14 protein-coding genes are annotated in these 16,440 nt (G+C 59.5%); 7 read left to right on the forward strand and 7 right to left on the reverse strand.

Going from position 1 to position 16,440, the window contains the following annotated elements:
• The first annotated feature begins 133 nt into the window (after nt 1-133).
• The 3 genes from purE to OGI63_RS04605 are packed head-to-tail and all read left to right on the forward strand — an operon-like array spanning nt 134 to nt 2,208.
• Nucleotides 134-631, forward strand: coding sequence for a 5-(carboxyamino)imidazole ribonucleotide mutase (gene purE / locus OGI63_RS04595; RefSeq protein WP_004218839.1), 498 nt, complete (start codon nt 134-136; stop codon nt 629-631).
• Nucleotides 615-1,766 (forward strand): 5-(carboxyamino)imidazole ribonucleotide synthase, encoded by a 1,152-nt coding sequence (gene purK, locus OGI63_RS04600; protein ID WP_004218841.1) that lies wholly within the window; start codon nt 615-617, stop codon nt 1,764-1,766. The genes purE and purK overlap by 17 nt, the downstream gene beginning before the upstream one ends.
• A 40-nt stretch (nt 1,767-1,806) precedes the next feature.
• Nucleotides 1,807-2,208, forward strand: a complete 402-nt coding sequence (locus OGI63_RS04605; protein WP_004218843.1) for a Fur family transcriptional regulator — start codon at nt 1,807-1,809, stop codon at nt 2,206-2,208.
• A 100-nt stretch (nt 2,209-2,308) separates the two neighbouring features.
• Here the strand turns inward: OGI63_RS04605 and OGI63_RS04610 are convergent, their stop codons facing one another.
• From OGI63_RS04610 to purF, 5 genes are all read right to left on the reverse strand, one after another.
• The gene (locus tag OGI63_RS04610; RefSeq protein WP_004218844.1) at nt 2,309-5,077 is read right to left on the reverse strand and encodes a bifunctional lysylphosphatidylglycerol flippase/synthetase MprF; all 2,769 of its coding nucleotides are present in this window, start codon (nt 5,075-5,077) and stop codon (nt 2,309-2,311) included.
• Nucleotides 5,074-6,447: an alpha/beta hydrolase-fold protein gene (locus OGI63_RS04615; protein ID WP_004218845.1), complete on the reverse strand. Its 1,374-nt coding sequence runs from the start codon at nt 6,445-6,447 to the stop codon at nt 5,074-5,076. The genes OGI63_RS04610 and OGI63_RS04615 overlap by 4 nt, the downstream gene beginning before the upstream one ends.
• A 192-nt stretch (nt 6,448-6,639) precedes the next feature.
• A complete protein-coding gene (purD, locus tag OGI63_RS04620) occupies nt 6,640-7,902 on the reverse strand; it encodes a phosphoribosylamine--glycine ligase (RefSeq protein WP_004218846.1) in 1,263 nt (420 codons plus the stop codon).
• 47 nt (nt 7,903-7,949) lie between these two features.
• Nucleotides 7,950-8,984, reverse strand: coding sequence for a phosphoribosylformylglycinamidine cyclo-ligase (purM, locus tag OGI63_RS04625; protein WP_004218847.1), 1,035 nt, complete (start codon nt 8,982-8,984; stop codon nt 7,950-7,952).
• A 76-nt stretch (nt 8,985-9,060) separates the two neighbouring features.
• Nucleotides 9,061-10,617, reverse strand: coding sequence for an amidophosphoribosyltransferase (gene purF, locus OGI63_RS04630; protein ID WP_004218848.1), 1,557 nt, complete (start codon nt 10,615-10,617; stop codon nt 9,061-9,063).
• 234 nt (nt 10,618-10,851) lie between these two features.
• Between purF and OGI63_RS04635 the strand changes: the two genes are divergently transcribed.
• From OGI63_RS04635 to OGI63_RS04650, 4 genes are all read left to right on the forward strand, one after another.
• Entirely contained in the window at nt 10,852-12,348 is a 1,497-nt protein-coding gene (locus OGI63_RS04635) for a DNA methylase (protein WP_012619940.1), read from the forward strand.
• On the forward strand, nt 12,345-12,758 hold the full coding sequence (locus tag OGI63_RS04640) for a hypothetical protein (RefSeq protein WP_004218851.1): 414 nt from the start codon (nt 12,345-12,347) through the stop codon (nt 12,756-12,758). The genes OGI63_RS04635 and OGI63_RS04640 overlap by 4 nt, the downstream gene beginning before the upstream one ends.
• Before the next feature lie 6 nt (nt 12,759-12,764).
• Entirely contained in the window at nt 12,765-14,048 is a 1,284-nt protein-coding gene (locus OGI63_RS04645; protein WP_004218852.1) for a YcjF family protein, read from the forward strand.
• Nucleotides 14,049-14,210: 162 nt separating this feature from the next.
• Entirely contained in the window at nt 14,211-14,882 is a 672-nt protein-coding gene (locus OGI63_RS04650; RefSeq protein WP_004218854.1) for a hypothetical protein, read from the forward strand.
• Between the two features lie 167 nt (nt 14,883-15,049).
• On the opposite strand, the gene OGI63_RS04655 is transcribed toward OGI63_RS04650, so the two are convergent.
• Nucleotides 15,050-15,559: a pyridoxamine 5'-phosphate oxidase family protein gene (locus tag OGI63_RS04655; RefSeq protein WP_004218856.1), complete on the reverse strand. Its 510-nt coding sequence runs from the start codon at nt 15,557-15,559 to the stop codon at nt 15,050-15,052.
• A 184-nt stretch (nt 15,560-15,743) separates the two neighbouring features.
• A complete protein-coding gene (locus OGI63_RS04660) occupies nt 15,744-16,340 on the reverse strand; it encodes a hypothetical protein (RefSeq protein ID WP_004218857.1) in 597 nt (198 codons plus the stop codon).
• Nucleotides 16,341-16,440 lie beyond the last annotated feature (100 nt).

Genomic DNA, 16,440 nt, shown 5'->3' on the forward strand with positions numbered 1-16,440 from the left:
TCATGCCAGATAATGCCGCAAAAGGAGTGCTCGCGCAAGCCGCGACACACCTTTGGCGTACAGTGAACAAGTCAGGGTGAGCCGCGCGCCTCCCACACGGATCGGGTGCGGGCGCACATGCGCTGGAGGTAATATGACCGCAAACAAGCCGCAAGTGGCAGTGATTATGGGCTCGGCGAGCGATTGGGAGACCATGAGGTACGCCTGTGAGATGCTCGACCGCTTTGAGGTCCCGTACATGAAGCAAGTGGTCTCCGCACACCGCACCCCCGAACTCATGGGTGAATTCGCGCACAATGCTCGCGCCAACGGGCTCAAGATCATCATCGCCGGTGCCGGTGGAGCCGCCCATCTGCCCGGTATGGTGGCCGCACAGACCACATTGCCGGTCATCGGTGTGCCGGTGCGCTCCCACGCGCTCTCCGGCTGGGATTCGCTGCTCTCCATCGTGCAGATGCCGGGCGGCATTCCGGTGGCCACGACGGCCGTGGGCAATTCGGGCGCCACGAACGCGGGTCTGCTCGCCGTAAGCATGCTGAGCATGAACGACGAGCGTCTGGCGGACGCACTGCAGGCATACCGCGACGAACTCAAGGAGAAGGTGGAGCAGTCCAATGCCGAGCTTATCTGACGAAACCGGCGGCCAGATCACGCGTCTGCTGCCGGGGGCGACCATCGGCATCGTCGGCGGAGGCCAGCTCGGCCGCATGATGGCGCTTGCCGCGAAATACATGGGCTTCCGCATCGGCACGCTTGACCCGACACCCGATTGCCCCACCGCGCAGGTTGCCGACTTCCAGATTGTCGCCGACTACGACGACCAGGATGCGATTCACGAGCTCGCCGAACGCAGCGACGTGCTCACCTACGAGTTCGAGAACGTGGATGCCGACGCATTGGATGCGGTCCGCGACATTGTGGCGATTCCGCAGGGCACCGACCTGCTGCGCGTGACACAGAACCGCATCGCCGAGAAGACGTTCATCAATGACCATGGCATCGCCACGGCACCATGGCGACCGGTGGGCTCACGCGCAGAGCTCGACGCGGCGCTCGCCGAGATCGGCTACCCGGCCGTGCTCAAGACCTGTGAAGGCGGTTATGACGGCCATGGGCAGATCGTGTTGCGCACACCGGACGATCTGGCCGAGGTCTGGCCTGATGAGGGCTTCCCGCAGGCGATACTCGAGGGGTTCGTCGATTTCGCGTTCGAGGCCTCCATTCTGGTGAGCGGCAACGGCGATGATTACCAGACGTTTCCGATCGTGCGCAACATTCACCGCGACAACATCCTGCATCTCACGCTTGCCCCGGCGGACGTGGACGAACAGGTGGCGCGCACCGCGCATGAACTGGCGCTCGAGCTCGCGCGCGGCTTCAAATTGGCGGGCACGCTCGCCATCGAACTGTTCGTCAAGGCGGACGGCACCGTGATCGTCAACGAGCTCGCACCGCGCCCACACAATTCCGGTCATTACACGATCGAAGCCTGCGATTTCGACCAATTCGACATGCATGTGCTCGGCATCGCCGGCTGGAATCTGCCCACACCGCGTCTGCTCAGCCCCGCGGTCATGGTGAACGTGCTCGGCCAGCATATCGCACCCACGCAGGCCGTGGAGCCGATGCATCCCGAATGGCATGTGCACGACTACGGCAAGGCCGAGGCCAAGTTCAACCGCAAGATGGGGCACATCACCGTGCTGTGCGAGAATCCCCGGGATGCAGCGCAGTCATTGGAACAGACAGGCTGCTGGGATTGTTGAACAGTCTGGTACAGATTCACGGATTCGCAAGGTGAGGAACATGGGCGAGCGCAATACACGGCAGAAGGACGTCATTCGGGAGGCGTTGCAGGGTGCGGACGACTTCATCTCCGCACAGCAGCTGCATGCGCGGCTCGAGGACGCCGGCGAGCATATTGCACTCGCCACCGTGTACCGCCAGCTGGGGACGATGGCCGACGCCAAGCAGGTGGACACCGTGCGGCTCAATGGGCAGCAGCTGTTCAGACTGTGCAACGCCGGCGGCCATCACCATCACCTCATGTGCGTGTCGTGTGGCAGAACGGTGGAGATCGATCCTCCGAGCGAGGCGTGGCTGCAGTCCGTGGCTCAGCAACATGACTTCACCATCGAGTCGCATACGCTCGAGGTGTTCGGCCTGTGCGCGGACTGCCGTGCCGCACGCGGTGACTGTGCAGCCTGACACTTCACGGCAGACTTTAGCGCCAGCTCACGCGTGTTCTGCGTAAAAGGGGACAAATACATGCATGTATTTGTCCCCTTTTACGCAGAACACTGATGGTTTACCGTGGTTCGCCAGCTTGGTCGTCCACCGGCTTGCCACCTTTGGCGTCATGTACCTCGGACTCGTGTGCAGCATCGCGTGGGCTGCCTGCAGGCTGCCCATGGCCCGTTGCCTTCCCGTCATCCTTCGGCTTGGCCGGTTTGAAGCTCGAAAGCATGCCCAGGGCATCCCTGAACGTCAGGGCGGGCAGGTAGGCGCGGATGATTGCAATGCCCAGATTGGCAAGCAATGCGGAATCCGAGTAGCTGATGTAGACCGGACGCTCGATCGGCTGGAACTTCTTCTTGAAGTTGTAGAGCGACTTGAACCCATAGGCCGGTTCGAGCAGATCCGCCACAAGCGCGAGCGAATGCTGGAGCATCGTGGTGCCATCGACATTCGAGCTGTCGTCGCTCTTCGCGTCGGTGAAGTTCTTGAGTCCCGTAAGCGGTGCCGCCGACAGGCTCACGAACTGCACCTGGTTGCTCGGATCGGCCACACCCTGGTCATGCATGCGCTGGGCCATGCGTGCGATGAGGAACTCCATGATGCCGTTGTAGCTTCCGGAACGGTAGCGCATGAAGTCCAGCGTCCAGCCGATCACGCGCCCGTTGTTGAATGTGGGCAGCCAGCTGGTGACCGCCTGCACTATGCCGTCGGAATCTATGGCATAGAGCACCTGAACGCGCGGGTCCTTGAGCTCCTCCACGCCGCCGAGCGTGAACTTCATCTCAGGCAGCGCCTTGCCTTCGCTCCACTGCTCGGAAATCTCCTCGATCTGCACCTGCACCTCATGGGGCGCCTCATCGTAGGTGCTCATCTCATCGACAATGCCCTCACGCTTCGCTTTGTTGATGGCCGTGCGAATGTCCTGCCACTTCTTGCCGGTGGTCTTCCAGCTTTGCGGGTCAATGAGCATCTCGTCTCCCACCACAATGGAGTGCCATCCGAGCTGCTGCAGGTGATCCTTGGCCTCCTCGTGGATGGCGTAGAACACCGGGGACCATGAATGGTCGGAGCAGTAGCGGGCGAACTCGTCCATATCGCTCATCCATTCATCCGGGTCGCCGAACGGTCCGGTGGTGGTCAATGCGATGTGGTTGAGCACACGGTAGGCGACAGCGGACCTTTTGCTGGGCGACAGCCAGTATTCGTTGCCCTCCCACGTCGTCATGAAGCTCATGGACTCGCCGCCGTCTTCCACCAGTTCCTCGGCCAGCGCATGGGCCTTGTGGTCATAGTCGATTGACGCGTTGAGCCACGCGAAGGAGACCACGACGAGCACGATCCAGAACACAATGCCCACGCCCTGCAGAACAAGCGAAGCCAACGGGGTGACGGCGATGAACGAGATGCTCGAATCCGTCAGATACCCGATCGGCAGGAACCTTGCAGGCCACTCGCGTAGCACCATGCCCACATTCGGATGCGGCGTGAAATCCTGAGGTCGCAAACAGGCGAACAGCAGGTAGATGGCCGAACATACGACGAAGGCGATCACAATGGCAGCCACACAGCGGCGAAGCGTCCGCGGTTTCGTGCGAATGGAGAAATGCGGGAGCTCTATGATCACGGCAATCGCGTATATGAGCGGTATAAGCGCATTGACGAGAATCATGCGCGGTATGTTGCCCATGGTGATATGCAGCTGATCATCCAACGAATACGGCAACAGGTAGTAGGAGATGGCGAAGAACGCGCTCGCCGCATAGAACACGATGCTGCTGATCGCGGCGGTGCGCCGTCCCAGCCACATGCCCCATGCCAGGGCGAGCATCACCAGCAGCGGCAGCACCGATCGCACCACGTCCCCCGGTTGGCTGGCACGCATGAGCGAATACTGTTGGAGGCAGCCGTCGACCACATGGCCGTGCATGCAGGCCGCCAACACCCCGGTGTTCACCGATTCGGGGCTGAGCACCAGTGCCACCGACACGAGAGGGCCGGCATGGGATCGCGACGAAGTCGCCACCATGGGTCCCAAGGCGAGCACCACGCCGATCGCGCCGAAGATGCGGCGAATCTCCTGCGACGAACTGTACTGCCAATGCCACTGCTCGGCTTCGATTGGCTTGCCGGCAATCGCACGGCCTATGATCTGCCCGATGATCGCGGCGAACAGCACGCAATAATCGCCGGGATTGCCGCCGTAGAGCACCACGACCATGATGGCCGTGTAGCCGATGATGCGTATGCGTCTGCGCCACAATTGGTATGAGAACGCCGTCGCCGCCATGAGCGCGCCGATCACCAGCACGACGGGGGAGAGCGTGAAGCTGATGTTCAGCACCTCCGCACGTTCGCCGAGCATCGCGCTGATCGCCGAACAGATGATCAGGCCTACGAGTGTGCCGGATGCGGCGCTCACCAGACTGATGGCGGCTGTGCGGGACTTGCCGAGATAGGGTTCCGCCAAGCACAGCACCAACAGGATCAGCAGCGCATCCACGATCATCTGGAACACCGAACCGGTGAGGAACAGCGAGGCGATGAGATGCCCCACATTGAACTCGTGCAGACTCGTGGTGAGCGCATGGCGTGGCATCTTGTGGTGCTCGATGTTGTACCATGCCCACCAGCACACATTGATCATGATGAAGCCGAAGGTGACCCACAGGGCGAAGCTCTGCTCGTGGATCCAACGCCGGATGTCGTTCAGCAGCTGGTTGCTCACCGGTTGCGCCGCATACCGCTTCGGCGCTTTGGGAGGTTTGGGGCTGGTCGGCGGTTTTGCCGCCGCTTGCGTCTGCCCGCTGGCGACGCCGTCATTCGAATCCGTTGCGCTCACGATATCTCCTTCACTTCTGAATCGGTCGGGAACTGCACATTCTCGTTGCCCAATCCCATGCGTTCACATAAATACGGCAGGGCCACGGCGAAGACGGCATTGACGGCATGCCAGTCGTGGCCCCAGTTGCTCACTGCGAATCTGAACACCGTCCACCCGTTTTCCCGGGCGGTGTCGCCGATCTTGCGTATGTTGTCGACGGATTCGCCGTCGCGTGCGCCCGCACCAAGGATCATGAGCTGTTTCGATGGCGCATTGTTCCGAATCGCATTCTGCGGCACCTGCCGTTCATATGCCGCCTTATCCCCGGAGAAATACGCCTCGACCATATGGTCTACGCTGCCCTCGGTCGGAGCGACCTCACCATCTACTGCCAGCACATTGCCGTAGATGTTCGGATGGTTCGGCGCCAGCTGCGTCGCGCATGTGCCGCCCTGCGAGAACCCTCCGATCGTCCACTGTGATGCCTTGTCGTTGACGGGCAGGTTCGCTTTGATCCAATCGGGTACGTCCTGTGCAAGATACGTTTCGGCCTTGCCCCATTTCGTGGTGTCCGCACACAGGCTGTTGCGCGTCGCAGCCGTGTTTTGGTCGGGGCTGACCACAATCGGGGCGAGACCATGGTGCTCGGCGGCGAATCTGCCCAACACCTCGATTGCGTTGCTTGCGGTGAAGAAACGCGTGGGGGAGCCCGGTTGGCCGGCGAACATCACCATGACCGGCAATTTCGGCGGGTGCTTGGCAAAGGCCGCCGGTGGCAGCCACACGAGCGCCTCGCGCGCCTTGAACCCGGATTTCGGATTCGGGATGTCCACATGCACGAGTTTGCCCGATTGGGGAATCTGCGTGGTGTTGCGGCTCTTTGCCACCGCCTGCTCGTTCCATTCACGTACCGAGATCGTGTTGAGCGAAAGATCCAGCGTTGAGATGTGCGGGTAGGGCGAGTAATCGAATAGACTGCCCATCGTCTGGTATTCACCATAGATTGCGTTCGCACGCACCGCGGTGGCGAGCAGCGTGACCGGGATCATGACGATGGAGAGCACGCGCAGCCAGCCATGGGTCATCACCGCGGCGGCGATCATGAATGCGAACAGGAACACGCCCACACCGATTGCGATGATCACCGGCCAGCCGAGCGAGACCCCGAACAGCAGGAGCACATCCGAACACACATAGGTCGCGGCGAGACCGACGATTCCGGCGAGCAACCCTATGCCGAGCTGCCTGAGGAAGCGCTTGCGCGACTCGCCTTTCCTCTGGCATATGAGCAATACGACGATGCCGATCGCCACCAGTGTCCATATGGTGACGGGGAACCAGCCGCTGATTACATCGATGGCGTAGAACCAGTCCTTGATACCTGCCATATGCGTTCCGCTCCTCTATCGGTTGTCTTTTCCTACCATAGTGAGAGACGGAAGCGACTCGCATGCGTTCTGTAATGCGCTGAAAACGATACGGAACATCATTGATATGAATGACCGTCGCCGGTCAGTCCAATCCTTCAAGAATGAACTGGCCGGCAACGGTCTGCCGGAATGTTATAGCCTATCCACGTGCTATGCCTGCAAAGCCTTGGCGCCGATATCATGGCGGTAGAACATGCCTGCGGTGTCGGCGTTATCGAGAATTTCGTAGACCTTCTTCCGAGCGCTCGGAATGTCGTCTGCGCTCACTTCGACGAGCAGCACGCGACCGGAGTCGGCAACCAGATCGTCGCCCTCGCGCTTCACGCCGGCATAGAACACATGGGAGTCGGTACCGGTCTTGAACTGCGGTACCTTGGCCCCCTTGAGCACATTGGTCGGGTAGCCGTCGGCGGCAAGCACCACGCCGAGCGTCGTGCCCTCCTCAAGCCAGGTGAACTCAGGCGCTTCGCCATCAAGCATGGCCTGAATGGCCTGCCCGAGATCGCTGTGCAGACGGGGGAGAATCACCTCGGTCTCCGGGTCACCGAACCGTGCGTTGAACTCGATCACCTTCGGGCCGTCGGCCGTGGCGATCAGGCCCGCATACAGAATGCCCACGAACGGTGTGCCTTCGGAGGCCATGGCTTCGACGGTTGGCTTGACAATGGTCTCAAGGGCCTCGTCGACCACGTCCTGGCCGATCTGGGGCACAGGGGAGTAGGCGCCCATGCCACCGGTGTTCGGGCCTTCATCGTTGTCATAGGCGCGCTTGTGGTCCTGCGAGATCGGCATGGGCCAGAATTCGGTGCCGTTCACGAAGCTCATGAGCGAGAACTCCTGTCCCTCCAGGTAATCCTCAATCACCACACGGGCGCCGGCGGAGCCGAAACGGTGGTCCACGAAAATGTCGTTCAACGCATCCAAGGCCGTTTCGACGTCCATCGCCACCGTGACGCCCTTGCCGGCGGCCAGACCATCGGCCTTGACCACGATCGGCGCACCATGCTCGTTCACATAGTCGGTGGCGCTCCTAAGATCGTCGAAGGTGCGGTATGCGGCCGTGGGAATGTTGTGGCGTTCCATCAGACGCTTGGCGAAATCCTTCGAGCCCTCGATCTGCGCGGCCGCCTTGCTCGGTCCGAACGCCTTGATGCCGGCCGCGGCCAGCGCATCCACAATGCCTTCGATGAGTGGCACCTCAGGACCCACGAACACCCAGTCGTAGTCGTTGTTGCGCACGAAATCGATGAGCGCGGCCTGATTCGACGGGTTGAGCGAGAGCGTGCGGATGCCGTCGAGCTCCATGCCCGGGTTGCCGGGGGCGACGGTGACCTCCTCGACGCTTGCTCCCTTGAGCAGTGTGTAGGCGATGGCATGCTCACGTGCGCCGGAACCGATAACAAGAACCTTCATATTCCTTTTCACTTCCTTGGGGAAACTGTGCCAGTATGGGTTTGGTCTCAGGCCAGGTCGACGCGTTCGTTGACCTGTTCGATCACATGGCCGACGCGATAGGCCTTCTCACCTGCATGCTCGAGAAGGTTCATCGCCTCGTCAACACGGTCGGGGCGAATGGCCACGACCATGCCCAGGCCCATGTTGAAGATGTTGTACATCTCCATATGATCCACATCGCCCGCTTTTTCGATCACGTCGAAGATCGGCGGCACCGGCCACGAGCCAAGCTCGATGGAGGCGGCCAGACCCTCCGGCAGCATGCGAGGCACGTTCTCGATGAAGCCGCCGCCGGTGATGTGGGCGACGCCGCGAACGAGATTGGCCTCGAACAGTGGCATGAGCGCCTTCACGTAGATCTTCGTGGGGGTGAGCAGCACATCGCCGAGTTCCCGATCGTCCAGCTCGGGAAGACGCGTATGCACGGTATAGCCGGCCTGCTCGAACAGTGCCTTGCGCACCAGCGAGAAACCATTGGAATGCACGCCGGTCGAAGGAAGCCCGATGAGCACATCGCCCGCCTCAATCGTCGACCCGTCCACGATCTTCGATCGCTCCACGCAGCCGACGGTGAAGCCGGCCAGATCGTACTCATCCTCGTCGTACATGCCGGGCATCTCCGCGGTCTCGCCGCCGATGAGCGCGGCGCCCGCCTGGACGCAGCCGTCGGCCACGCCGGAGACGACCTGTTCGAGCACCGCCGGGTCGTTCTTGCCGCAGGCGATGTAATCGAGGAAGAACAGCGGCTGGGCTCCCTGCGCCACGACGTCGTTGACGCACATGGCCACGCAGTCGATGCCGATCGTGTCATGCTTGTCCATGAGCTTGGCGATGACGAGCTTCGTGCCCACACCATCGGTGCCGGAGATGAGCACCGGTTCGTTGTAGCCAAGTGAGGCGAGGTCGAAGAGGCCTCCGAAGCCGCCGATGCCGCTCACCACGCCCGGTCGGTTGGTGCGTGCGACGTGTGATTTGATGCGCTTGACCACCTCGTAGCCCGCTTCGACGCTCACACCCGCGTTTTCATATGCTTGTGGCATTGTGACCTTTCTGTTCGCCGAAATCGGCAAGTCGATTGATGAATCTGTATGAATCTGTATCGGGAAAATCTGGGAACTAGATATTGGGGACGAGATACTCGGTGGGTTCCTGGGAGGCATGCTCGCCGAACGGCTTCTGCATCATCGTGTACTCGGTGCCCTCGTACATCGTCTTCTTGCCGTTGTAGCCGGGCAATGTCACGCGGTCTTCGGGGGTGAGCGAGTTGAGGAAGCCCTCCTCGTAATCATCGAGCGCGGTGGGGTAGTCGCCGTTGAAGTACGCGACGCACAGGCCGCCGTACGGGGCGTCGGCGTGCAGGCCGATCGACTCGATCAGGCCGTCCACGGAGAGGAACGCGAGCGAATCCGCGCCGATGAACTCGCGGATCTCCTCGACCGATTTCTTCGCGGCGATGAGCTCCTGCGTCGTCGAGATGTCGATGCCGTAGAAGCACGGGTACTTGAGCGGCGGCGAGCTGATGCGCATGTGCACTTCGGCCGCCCCCGCCTCCTTGAGCAGCTGCACGATGCGTTTCGACGTGGTGCCACGCACAATGGAGTCATCGATGACGGCGATGCGCTTGCCCTTGACCACCGACTTGACTGCGGAAAGCTTCATACGCACGCCCTGCTCACGCAATGCCTGCGTGGGCTGAATGAATGTGCGGGCGACGTATTGGTTCTTGATCAGACCCATCTCATTGGGCAACCCGGCCTCCTCGGAGTAGCCGGAGGCGGCGGAGAGCGAGGAATTCGGCACGCCGATCACCATGTCGGCATCGACTGGGGACTCCTGTGCGAGACGGGCGCCCATGCGTTTTCTTGCGGAGTGCACATTCACGCCGTAGATGTCGGAGTCGGGGCGGGCGAAGTAGATGTATTCCATCGAGCAGATTGACAGCTGCGTGCGGCTCGTGTACGTCTGCGTGCGGTAGCCGCTGTCGTCGATCACGATCATCTCGCCGGGCTGAATGTCTCGGATTCGTTCCGCACCCACCACGTCAAGCGCACAGGTCTCGGAGGCGAGCACGTACGCGCCGTTCGTCATGCGGCCCAGCGAGAGGGGGCGGAACCCATTCGGATCGAGTGCGCCGATCATCTCATGTTCCGTCATGATTAGGTACGCAAAGCCGCCGTGCACGGTGTTGAGCGCTTCCTGCAGCTTGTCGGTGATGCCGCTGCGCATGGAACGGCGGATGAGGTGCATGAGCACCTCGGTGTCGGAGTTCGAATGGAAAATGGCGCCTTCGTCTTCGAGCGCACGCCGCAGCGAGAAGCAGTTCGTGAGGTTGCCGTTATGGCACAACGCCATGTCGCCGTCATGGAAGCGGAACACGAAGGGCTGAATGTTGTCGATGCCGCCCGAGCCGGCCGTCGCATAGCGCACATGGCCGATTGCGGCATCGCCTTGAAGTCGTTGAATGTCTTTTTCGTCCTGGAACACCTGCGTGAGCAATCCGAGCCCGCGGTGCCCTACCAGGTGGCCGTGGTCGTTGGAGACTATGCCGGCACCCTCCTGACCACGATGTTGCAATGCGTGTAATCCGAAGTAAGTGAGGCGTGCGGCATCGGGATGTCCCCATACGCCGAAAATGCCACATTCCTCATGGATCTCTTCGAGTTCTGCAGACAAGCCGAAGCTCCTTCCACAACTGGAATAAGGGATTCGCTACGAGATAAACCCTAGCAAGTCCCGGCTACACCGGCAAACTCGGATTTTATGGAAATGGCGGATTTCCGGCGAATTGTGACGGTGCGCCCATTCACATGCTGGACTCGCGGACGCCGACGTTGATGCATCGCGCCCCTTTGGTGTGACGCCTATTGCCGATTGACAGATTCGAACGTTTGTTCGATAATCTGTGGTATGGGAGAGCGAACATACTTGGCGGTGGATCTCAAATCGTTCTATGCATCCGCCGAATGCGTGGCGAGGGGCCTGGATCCGCTTGACGCCAATCTGGTGGTGGCGGATGTGTCCCGTACGTCGAAGACCATATGCCTTGCGGTGTCGCCGGCGCTGAAATCGTTCGGGTTGGGGTCGCGCGCCAGACTGTTCGAAGTGGAGGAGCGTGTCGGGGTGCTCAACGAGCAGCGGCGTCTGCGTGCGCCGGGGCACAGGCTTGCGGGGTCGTCGGTGAGCGCGGCGCAACTGCAGGCTGATCCACGGCTCGGCATTGAATATATTGCCGCCAAACCGCGCATGTCATACTATTTGGACACCAGTGCGAAAATCTACGGCATCTATTTGAACTACGCCTCGAAAGAGGATATCCACGTGTATTCGGTGGACGAGGTGTTCATCGATGTCACGAAATATCTCAAGTATTTCGGGTGCTCGGCCCATGAACTGGCACGTCGCATCGTGGCCGACATTCTCGAGCAGACGGGCATCACGGCCACGGCAGGCATCGGCGCGAACCTGTATTTGGCGAAAGTGGCGATGGATATCGTTGCTAAGCACATCCCCGCGGATGAGGACGGCGTGCGCATTGCCGAACTCGATGAACGCAGGTATCGCGAACTGCTGTGGTCCCACCGGCCTCTCACCGATTTCTGGAGGGTGGGCCGTGGCATAGCCCGCAAATTGGAGCGGCAGGGAATCATGACCATGGGAGACATTGCACGGTGTTCGTTGGGAAGGGCCGGCGAATATTACAACGAGGATCTGCTCTACAGGTTCTTCGGCGTGAATGCGGAAACGCTCATCGACCATGCTTGGGGTTGGGAGCCATGCACAATCGCCGATATTAAGGCATATACGCCGGAGAATTCCAGCCTGAGCATAGGTCAGGTGCTTGCGCGTCCCTATCCGCATACACAGGCCCACACCGTAGCGAGTGAGATGGCGGACTGCTTGGCGCAGGATCTCGCTGCCAAGGGGGCGGTGACGGACCAGGTCGTGCTGACAGTGGGATTCGACAGGGAGAGTCTTATGGACGGCCGGTACCTCGGGCCCGTAGGCAAGGATCACTATGGGAGACCAGTGCCCAAAAGCGTTCATGGCTCATGTGATCTGGGGCGGTTCACGTCATCGGCCACTGCCATTCGACAGGCGGTGGTGGATGTTTTCGAACGCATTGCGGATTCGCGGCTGTATGTCAGACGCCTCACGGTTGTAGCCGGCCGGGTTCGTATGCTGGGGGAGACCCAGACCTTCGAGCAGCCGAGTCTGTTCGAGGATCTGGAGGGCTCGCAAACACAGCAGCAGGCTACGGCAGATCGCAAGGAACTGAGTCTGCAGCGCACCGTCAACGCACTGCGCAGCCGGTTCGGCGCGGCATCGGTGATCAAAGGCGTGAACCTCGATGAGGGGGCGACCGGTATGGAACGTAGCAAGCAGATCGGAGGCCATGCGGCATGACGCTCGAGAACCTGCACCGCTACGACGACATCATCGACCTGCCACATCACCGATCCACCAAGCACCGGCATATGAGCAACTTGGAACGCGCGGTGCAGTTCATGCCGTTCGCCGCGTTGAAGGGGCACGACGAGCGCGTGAGAGAGGTGTCCAGCACGCCCTGCACCCGCATTGCATTGGCCGATGACGAAAGAGAGACACTCAACGATCGTCTTGTTGAGGTAATCGGTCAACTCGAATCGCATCCCTATGCATCCATCACCTATTTCCAGCCGGAGGGCGGCAGAGATGCCGGCGAGTATATGACGGCGGAAGGGGCTGTGCGGCGATTCGACCAGATGCGCAGGGTCATCGTTATGGAGGATGGCACACGTATAGCCCTGGTGAACATCGTGGACATTCGCTGCTGAGTCGGCATGAAGGTGCTTTGCGCTCACGGCGTCGCATTCGTGCGTGCCTATGATGGCGTCATGGCATACGACAATGGCAATGTGATCGACGTGCGGGCGAACACGACGCTGAGCACGGAGAATGCGATCAAAGGCAACGTACTTGTATTGGGCAACTCGGGTGTGGGCAAGTCGACGTTGATCAACGCGGTGATAGGGGACACTGTGGCCAAAACGAGCTTCGGCACGCGGGGCACCACCAGTGAGCTCGCCGTCTATGAGAGCCCAACGGTGCCGTTCCGGGTCATCGATTCAATAGGGTTCGAACCGTCTCCCATCAAAAGCCTCAGAGCGGTGCATGCGGTGCGCAAATGGTCGAAGGCGAGCGCCAAGGAAGGTCATGAGCACAACAAGATCGACGTGATCTGGTTCTGCGTGGACGGGACAGCGGCAAAGCTGTTCCCGGAGACAATACGGAATCTGTCCACGGCCGTGTCGATGTGGCGGTCGGTGCCGATCATCACCGTGATCACGAAATCGTATTCGAAACCGGACCGCGAGCTGAATGTGCAGATGGTGCGGCAGGCGTTCGCGGGGCAGCGGATGGAGAGGAACCTGCGCGCGATCATACCTGTGGTGGCGCAGACCTATGTGATCGACGAAACCGCGTTCGCCGGCCCCGAGGGAATCTCCGATCTCATAGACGAGACGATGAAGGCGATGCCGGAGGGGATGCGCGGTGGCTCGCATGATCTCATGGCGTTCAAACTCACCCGCAAACGAGTGCTCGCGCAAGGTCTGATCGGCGCTTGTGTGGCGGCGGGTGCCACAGTGGGCGCCGTGCCGATTCCAATCGCCGACTCCTTGGTGCTCTCCCCGCTGGAACTGGGCGAGTTGCATGGCCTGGCGCGACTGTATGGCATAGACAAGGATGAAGGGTCGAAGCAGTTCCTGGATTCCATCGTGCAGGTGGGCACGGCAAGCGTGGTGGCGCATTCCGCAATCAGCGCGGTGAAATCGATTCCGGGCGTCAACATCGCGGCCAGTGTGCTCAATGCGATTGTGGCGGCGAGCATCATCGCCGCACTCGGTGAGGGTGCCGTCATAGCCTTCGAGCAGGTGTACAGCGGCAAGCGCAGCGTGAACGACGTCACCTGGGTGCAGAATCTGATGCAGGAGCAGTTCGGCGAAGGGTTCCTCGGCAAGGTGAGCGGTGTGGCGCAGGCGTCGGCCAAGGCCGGCGATGCGAAGGACATGCGTGAGATGATCGTGGAATTGGTCAAGGCCGCGTTCATGAATCGGGGGGAGTAATCGAGTAATATGCCCGGCGACATCCCTCTTCTTGCGAACGCATCGTGCTTCTGTAAGAGTGTAGGATGTCTCATCCAACATCTCCTGCTAATGTGACCCGACATGAATTTCTCTGATAGAGTAGTTCAGGGTAGGTGATGCAAGAGAAAGGCTGTCGGCGAGGTGGATGGAAACAATGATGCCGGGAGGTCGATTCCGGCGATTTCGAAGAAATGGAAGATTGCCGGTGTTGTTATTGCCGCGTTGTCCTGCATGGTGGTCGGATGTCTCCTCATGTTGGGGTTCTACTCGCTGTTCCCGGGAACGATGCCAGCGTTCCTGAAGGAGAAGGTGGGTACCTCTGATACCCAGGTAATTCGCTCCATGGAGCGGACGAAAGAGGTGGCACTGTTGCGGCTCGGTATTACGGGCATCATATCGCAGGAGAACAAAAGCCATTTCTTCAATATGGAGATTCCCGGTACGGAGCGGGCGCGGTTCATTCAATATACGTTCGACGCGAAGCTTGGATTCGAAGGAAAGGACGTTTCCATTAAGGAAACGGGCAAGAACACGTTCGATGTCGAAATTCCTGAATTCAAATTCATCGGCTACGACCATCCCGAATACCGAATGATCGTCGAGCAGAATGGCGCGCTAAGCTTCGGTACCCAACAAATAGATTCCCTCGACATGATCAATAACATCCTCACTGAGAAGACGAAGCAGGAATATGTCGATTCGAACAGGGATCTGCTCGAAGAGCAGGCGAAGTCGTTCTATGCCTCCATCGTCATGGGTGTAAATCCAGAGGCGAAGCTTAATTTCACATTCCAAACCCCAAAGGGTTCGTGAGATTGCAGGGGCGTGCTGTTGGATCTTTGGGGGAATCTGCTGAGCTGCTAGATTCCTAGGGGATGCTGTTTATAAAGGCCGCTCTGAGGTTGGCTAATCATTGGTTGATTAGCCAACCTCAGAGCGGCCTTGTGCTGTTGTGGGTGAATGAGCGTGTGCGATTAGTCCTATCGCATGTCAGATGGCAACGGGTGCGCCTTGGCGGTGAACTCGGTCGAGATAATCTGCCAGACCGCGACCTTGCTCACCTGACGCGGCAGCAGCTCTACGTTGTGCATGTCCGTGCGTTGCTTCATCAGCAGTTTCAGCGCGTCGATCTTCTCGTGCTCGTCGTTGAGCAGGCTCGCTACTCCGGTGCCGATGATCGAACGGTATGCCGTCGAGGTGGCGCATGGTGTGCGACCGGTATAGATCAACGAGTCGCAGTCCATCTCGAATGCGACCGGCAATGCGTTGCCGGATGCGTGAATCGCCTCGATCTTGCGCCCCTGCGTCGCCGAATGCATGAGCAGACGCAGGTTATGGGAGGAATCATCGTTGTTGTAGACGAAGGCGAAATTGACCGGTACGATGGTGAGTCCCTGCGCATCTTGATAGGCCACACGCACTTCAGTGCAGTTGCGCAGGATGTCAATTATCTCCTCGAACGAGCGAACTTCACGGTCGGCTCGACGCATTGGGCGTGTTGTCGATGGTTTCTCCGGTGTAGATGGGTGCATCTGCCTTTCTCCTTGTATTTTAATCTGTGGGGGCAGTGAACGCTTGCGTGCGTAATGGCAGGAAGTCTATCGTATGAGTCAATAACGCGGCGACAGTCATGTGACATAACAATGGTGGCAGGGGTTCTGGTTTATTCGCAGATTATGCAGTTGCCTGCTCCGTGGGGGTGGGGTAGGCGTCTTTGAGCAGTGTCGAGAAGGACTCGCTCGCCATTCCGTAGAATGCGCCGATGATGAGCTGGAATGTGAGGTCGTCAGGCAAATCACTGTCGGAGGCCAGCGATTCCATCAACGTGTTGAACCGTTCCGGGTTGCTCTTCCAGAGTGTCGACATCTCATGCAGCGTCAACAGTTTCGAAGCGACGCTCGCGAATTTGGGTGATTCGAACAGCGCATTGAGTGTCTCGGATCGATAGTTGCGCATTTGCGAATCCGCATCCTCTCCGATGATCCATCCCCGGAGCGCCGCGACCGACTCTCCGCTCATTCCCAAGTATTCACTGGCATGTTCCAGATCGAAACTCGTCTCATCCGTCTCGCCGGTGAGATAGCCGACATCGACCCCGAAGAAGTCGGCGATCATCGCCATCGTTTCGTATTTCGGGAATCCGATTGTGCCGGTGGAGGTTTTATTGCCCGAATTGAGCCATCTGCTTACGTCTTTTTGATGGAACCGTGAGAGATATTGCTTGTTCAGCTCGCTCACGAATGCGGCTTGAGTCAGTTCGTGGGCATCCATAAGTTCCTGCAAACGGCTCCGCCATATCTCCATATTAGATTGAGATATACCATACATGACATGTTTTCTTTCAACTCAACGTCTAATTTATAACATTATA

The organism is Bifidobacterium sp. KRGSERBCFTRI, assembly GCF_025908335.1.

Bases quoted from the DNA above. Each gene is read 5' to 3' on its own strand.
- purE (WP_004218839.1), top strand. From the start codon at position 134: ATGACCGCAAACAAGCCGCAAGTGGCAGTGATTATGGGCTCGGCGAGC.
- purK (WP_004218841.1), top strand. From the start codon at position 615: ATGCCGAGCTTATCTGACGAAACCGGCGGCCAGATCACGCGTCTGCTG.
- OGI63_RS04605 (WP_004218843.1), top strand. From the start codon at position 1,807: ATGGGCGAGCGCAATACACGGCAGAAGGACGTCATTCGGGAGGCGTTG.
- OGI63_RS04615 (WP_004218845.1), bottom strand. From the start codon at position 6,447: ATGGCAGGTATCAAGGACTGGTTCTACGCCATCGATGTAATCAGCGGC.
- purD (WP_004218846.1), bottom strand. From the start codon at position 7,902: ATGAAGGTTCTTGTTATCGGTTCCGGCGCACGTGAGCATGCCATCGCC.
- purM (WP_004218847.1), bottom strand. From the start codon at position 8,984: ATGCCACAAGCATATGAAAACGCGGGTGTGAGCGTCGAAGCGGGCTAC.
- OGI63_RS04635 (WP_012619940.1), top strand. From the start codon at position 10,852: ATGGGAGAGCGAACATACTTGGCGGTGGATCTCAAATCGTTCTATGCA.
- OGI63_RS04640 (WP_004218851.1), top strand. From the start codon at position 12,345: ATGACGCTCGAGAACCTGCACCGCTACGACGACATCATCGACCTGCCA.
- OGI63_RS04645 (WP_004218852.1), top strand. From the start codon at position 12,765: ATGAAGGTGCTTTGCGCTCACGGCGTCGCATTCGTGCGTGCCTATGAT.
- OGI63_RS04655 (WP_004218856.1), bottom strand. From the start codon at position 15,559: ATGCGTCGAGCCGACCGTGAAGTTCGCTCGTTCGAGGAGATAATTGAC.
- OGI63_RS04660 (WP_004218857.1), bottom strand. From the start codon at position 16,340: ATGGATGCCCACGAACTGACTCAAGCCGCATTCGTGAGCGAGCTGAAC.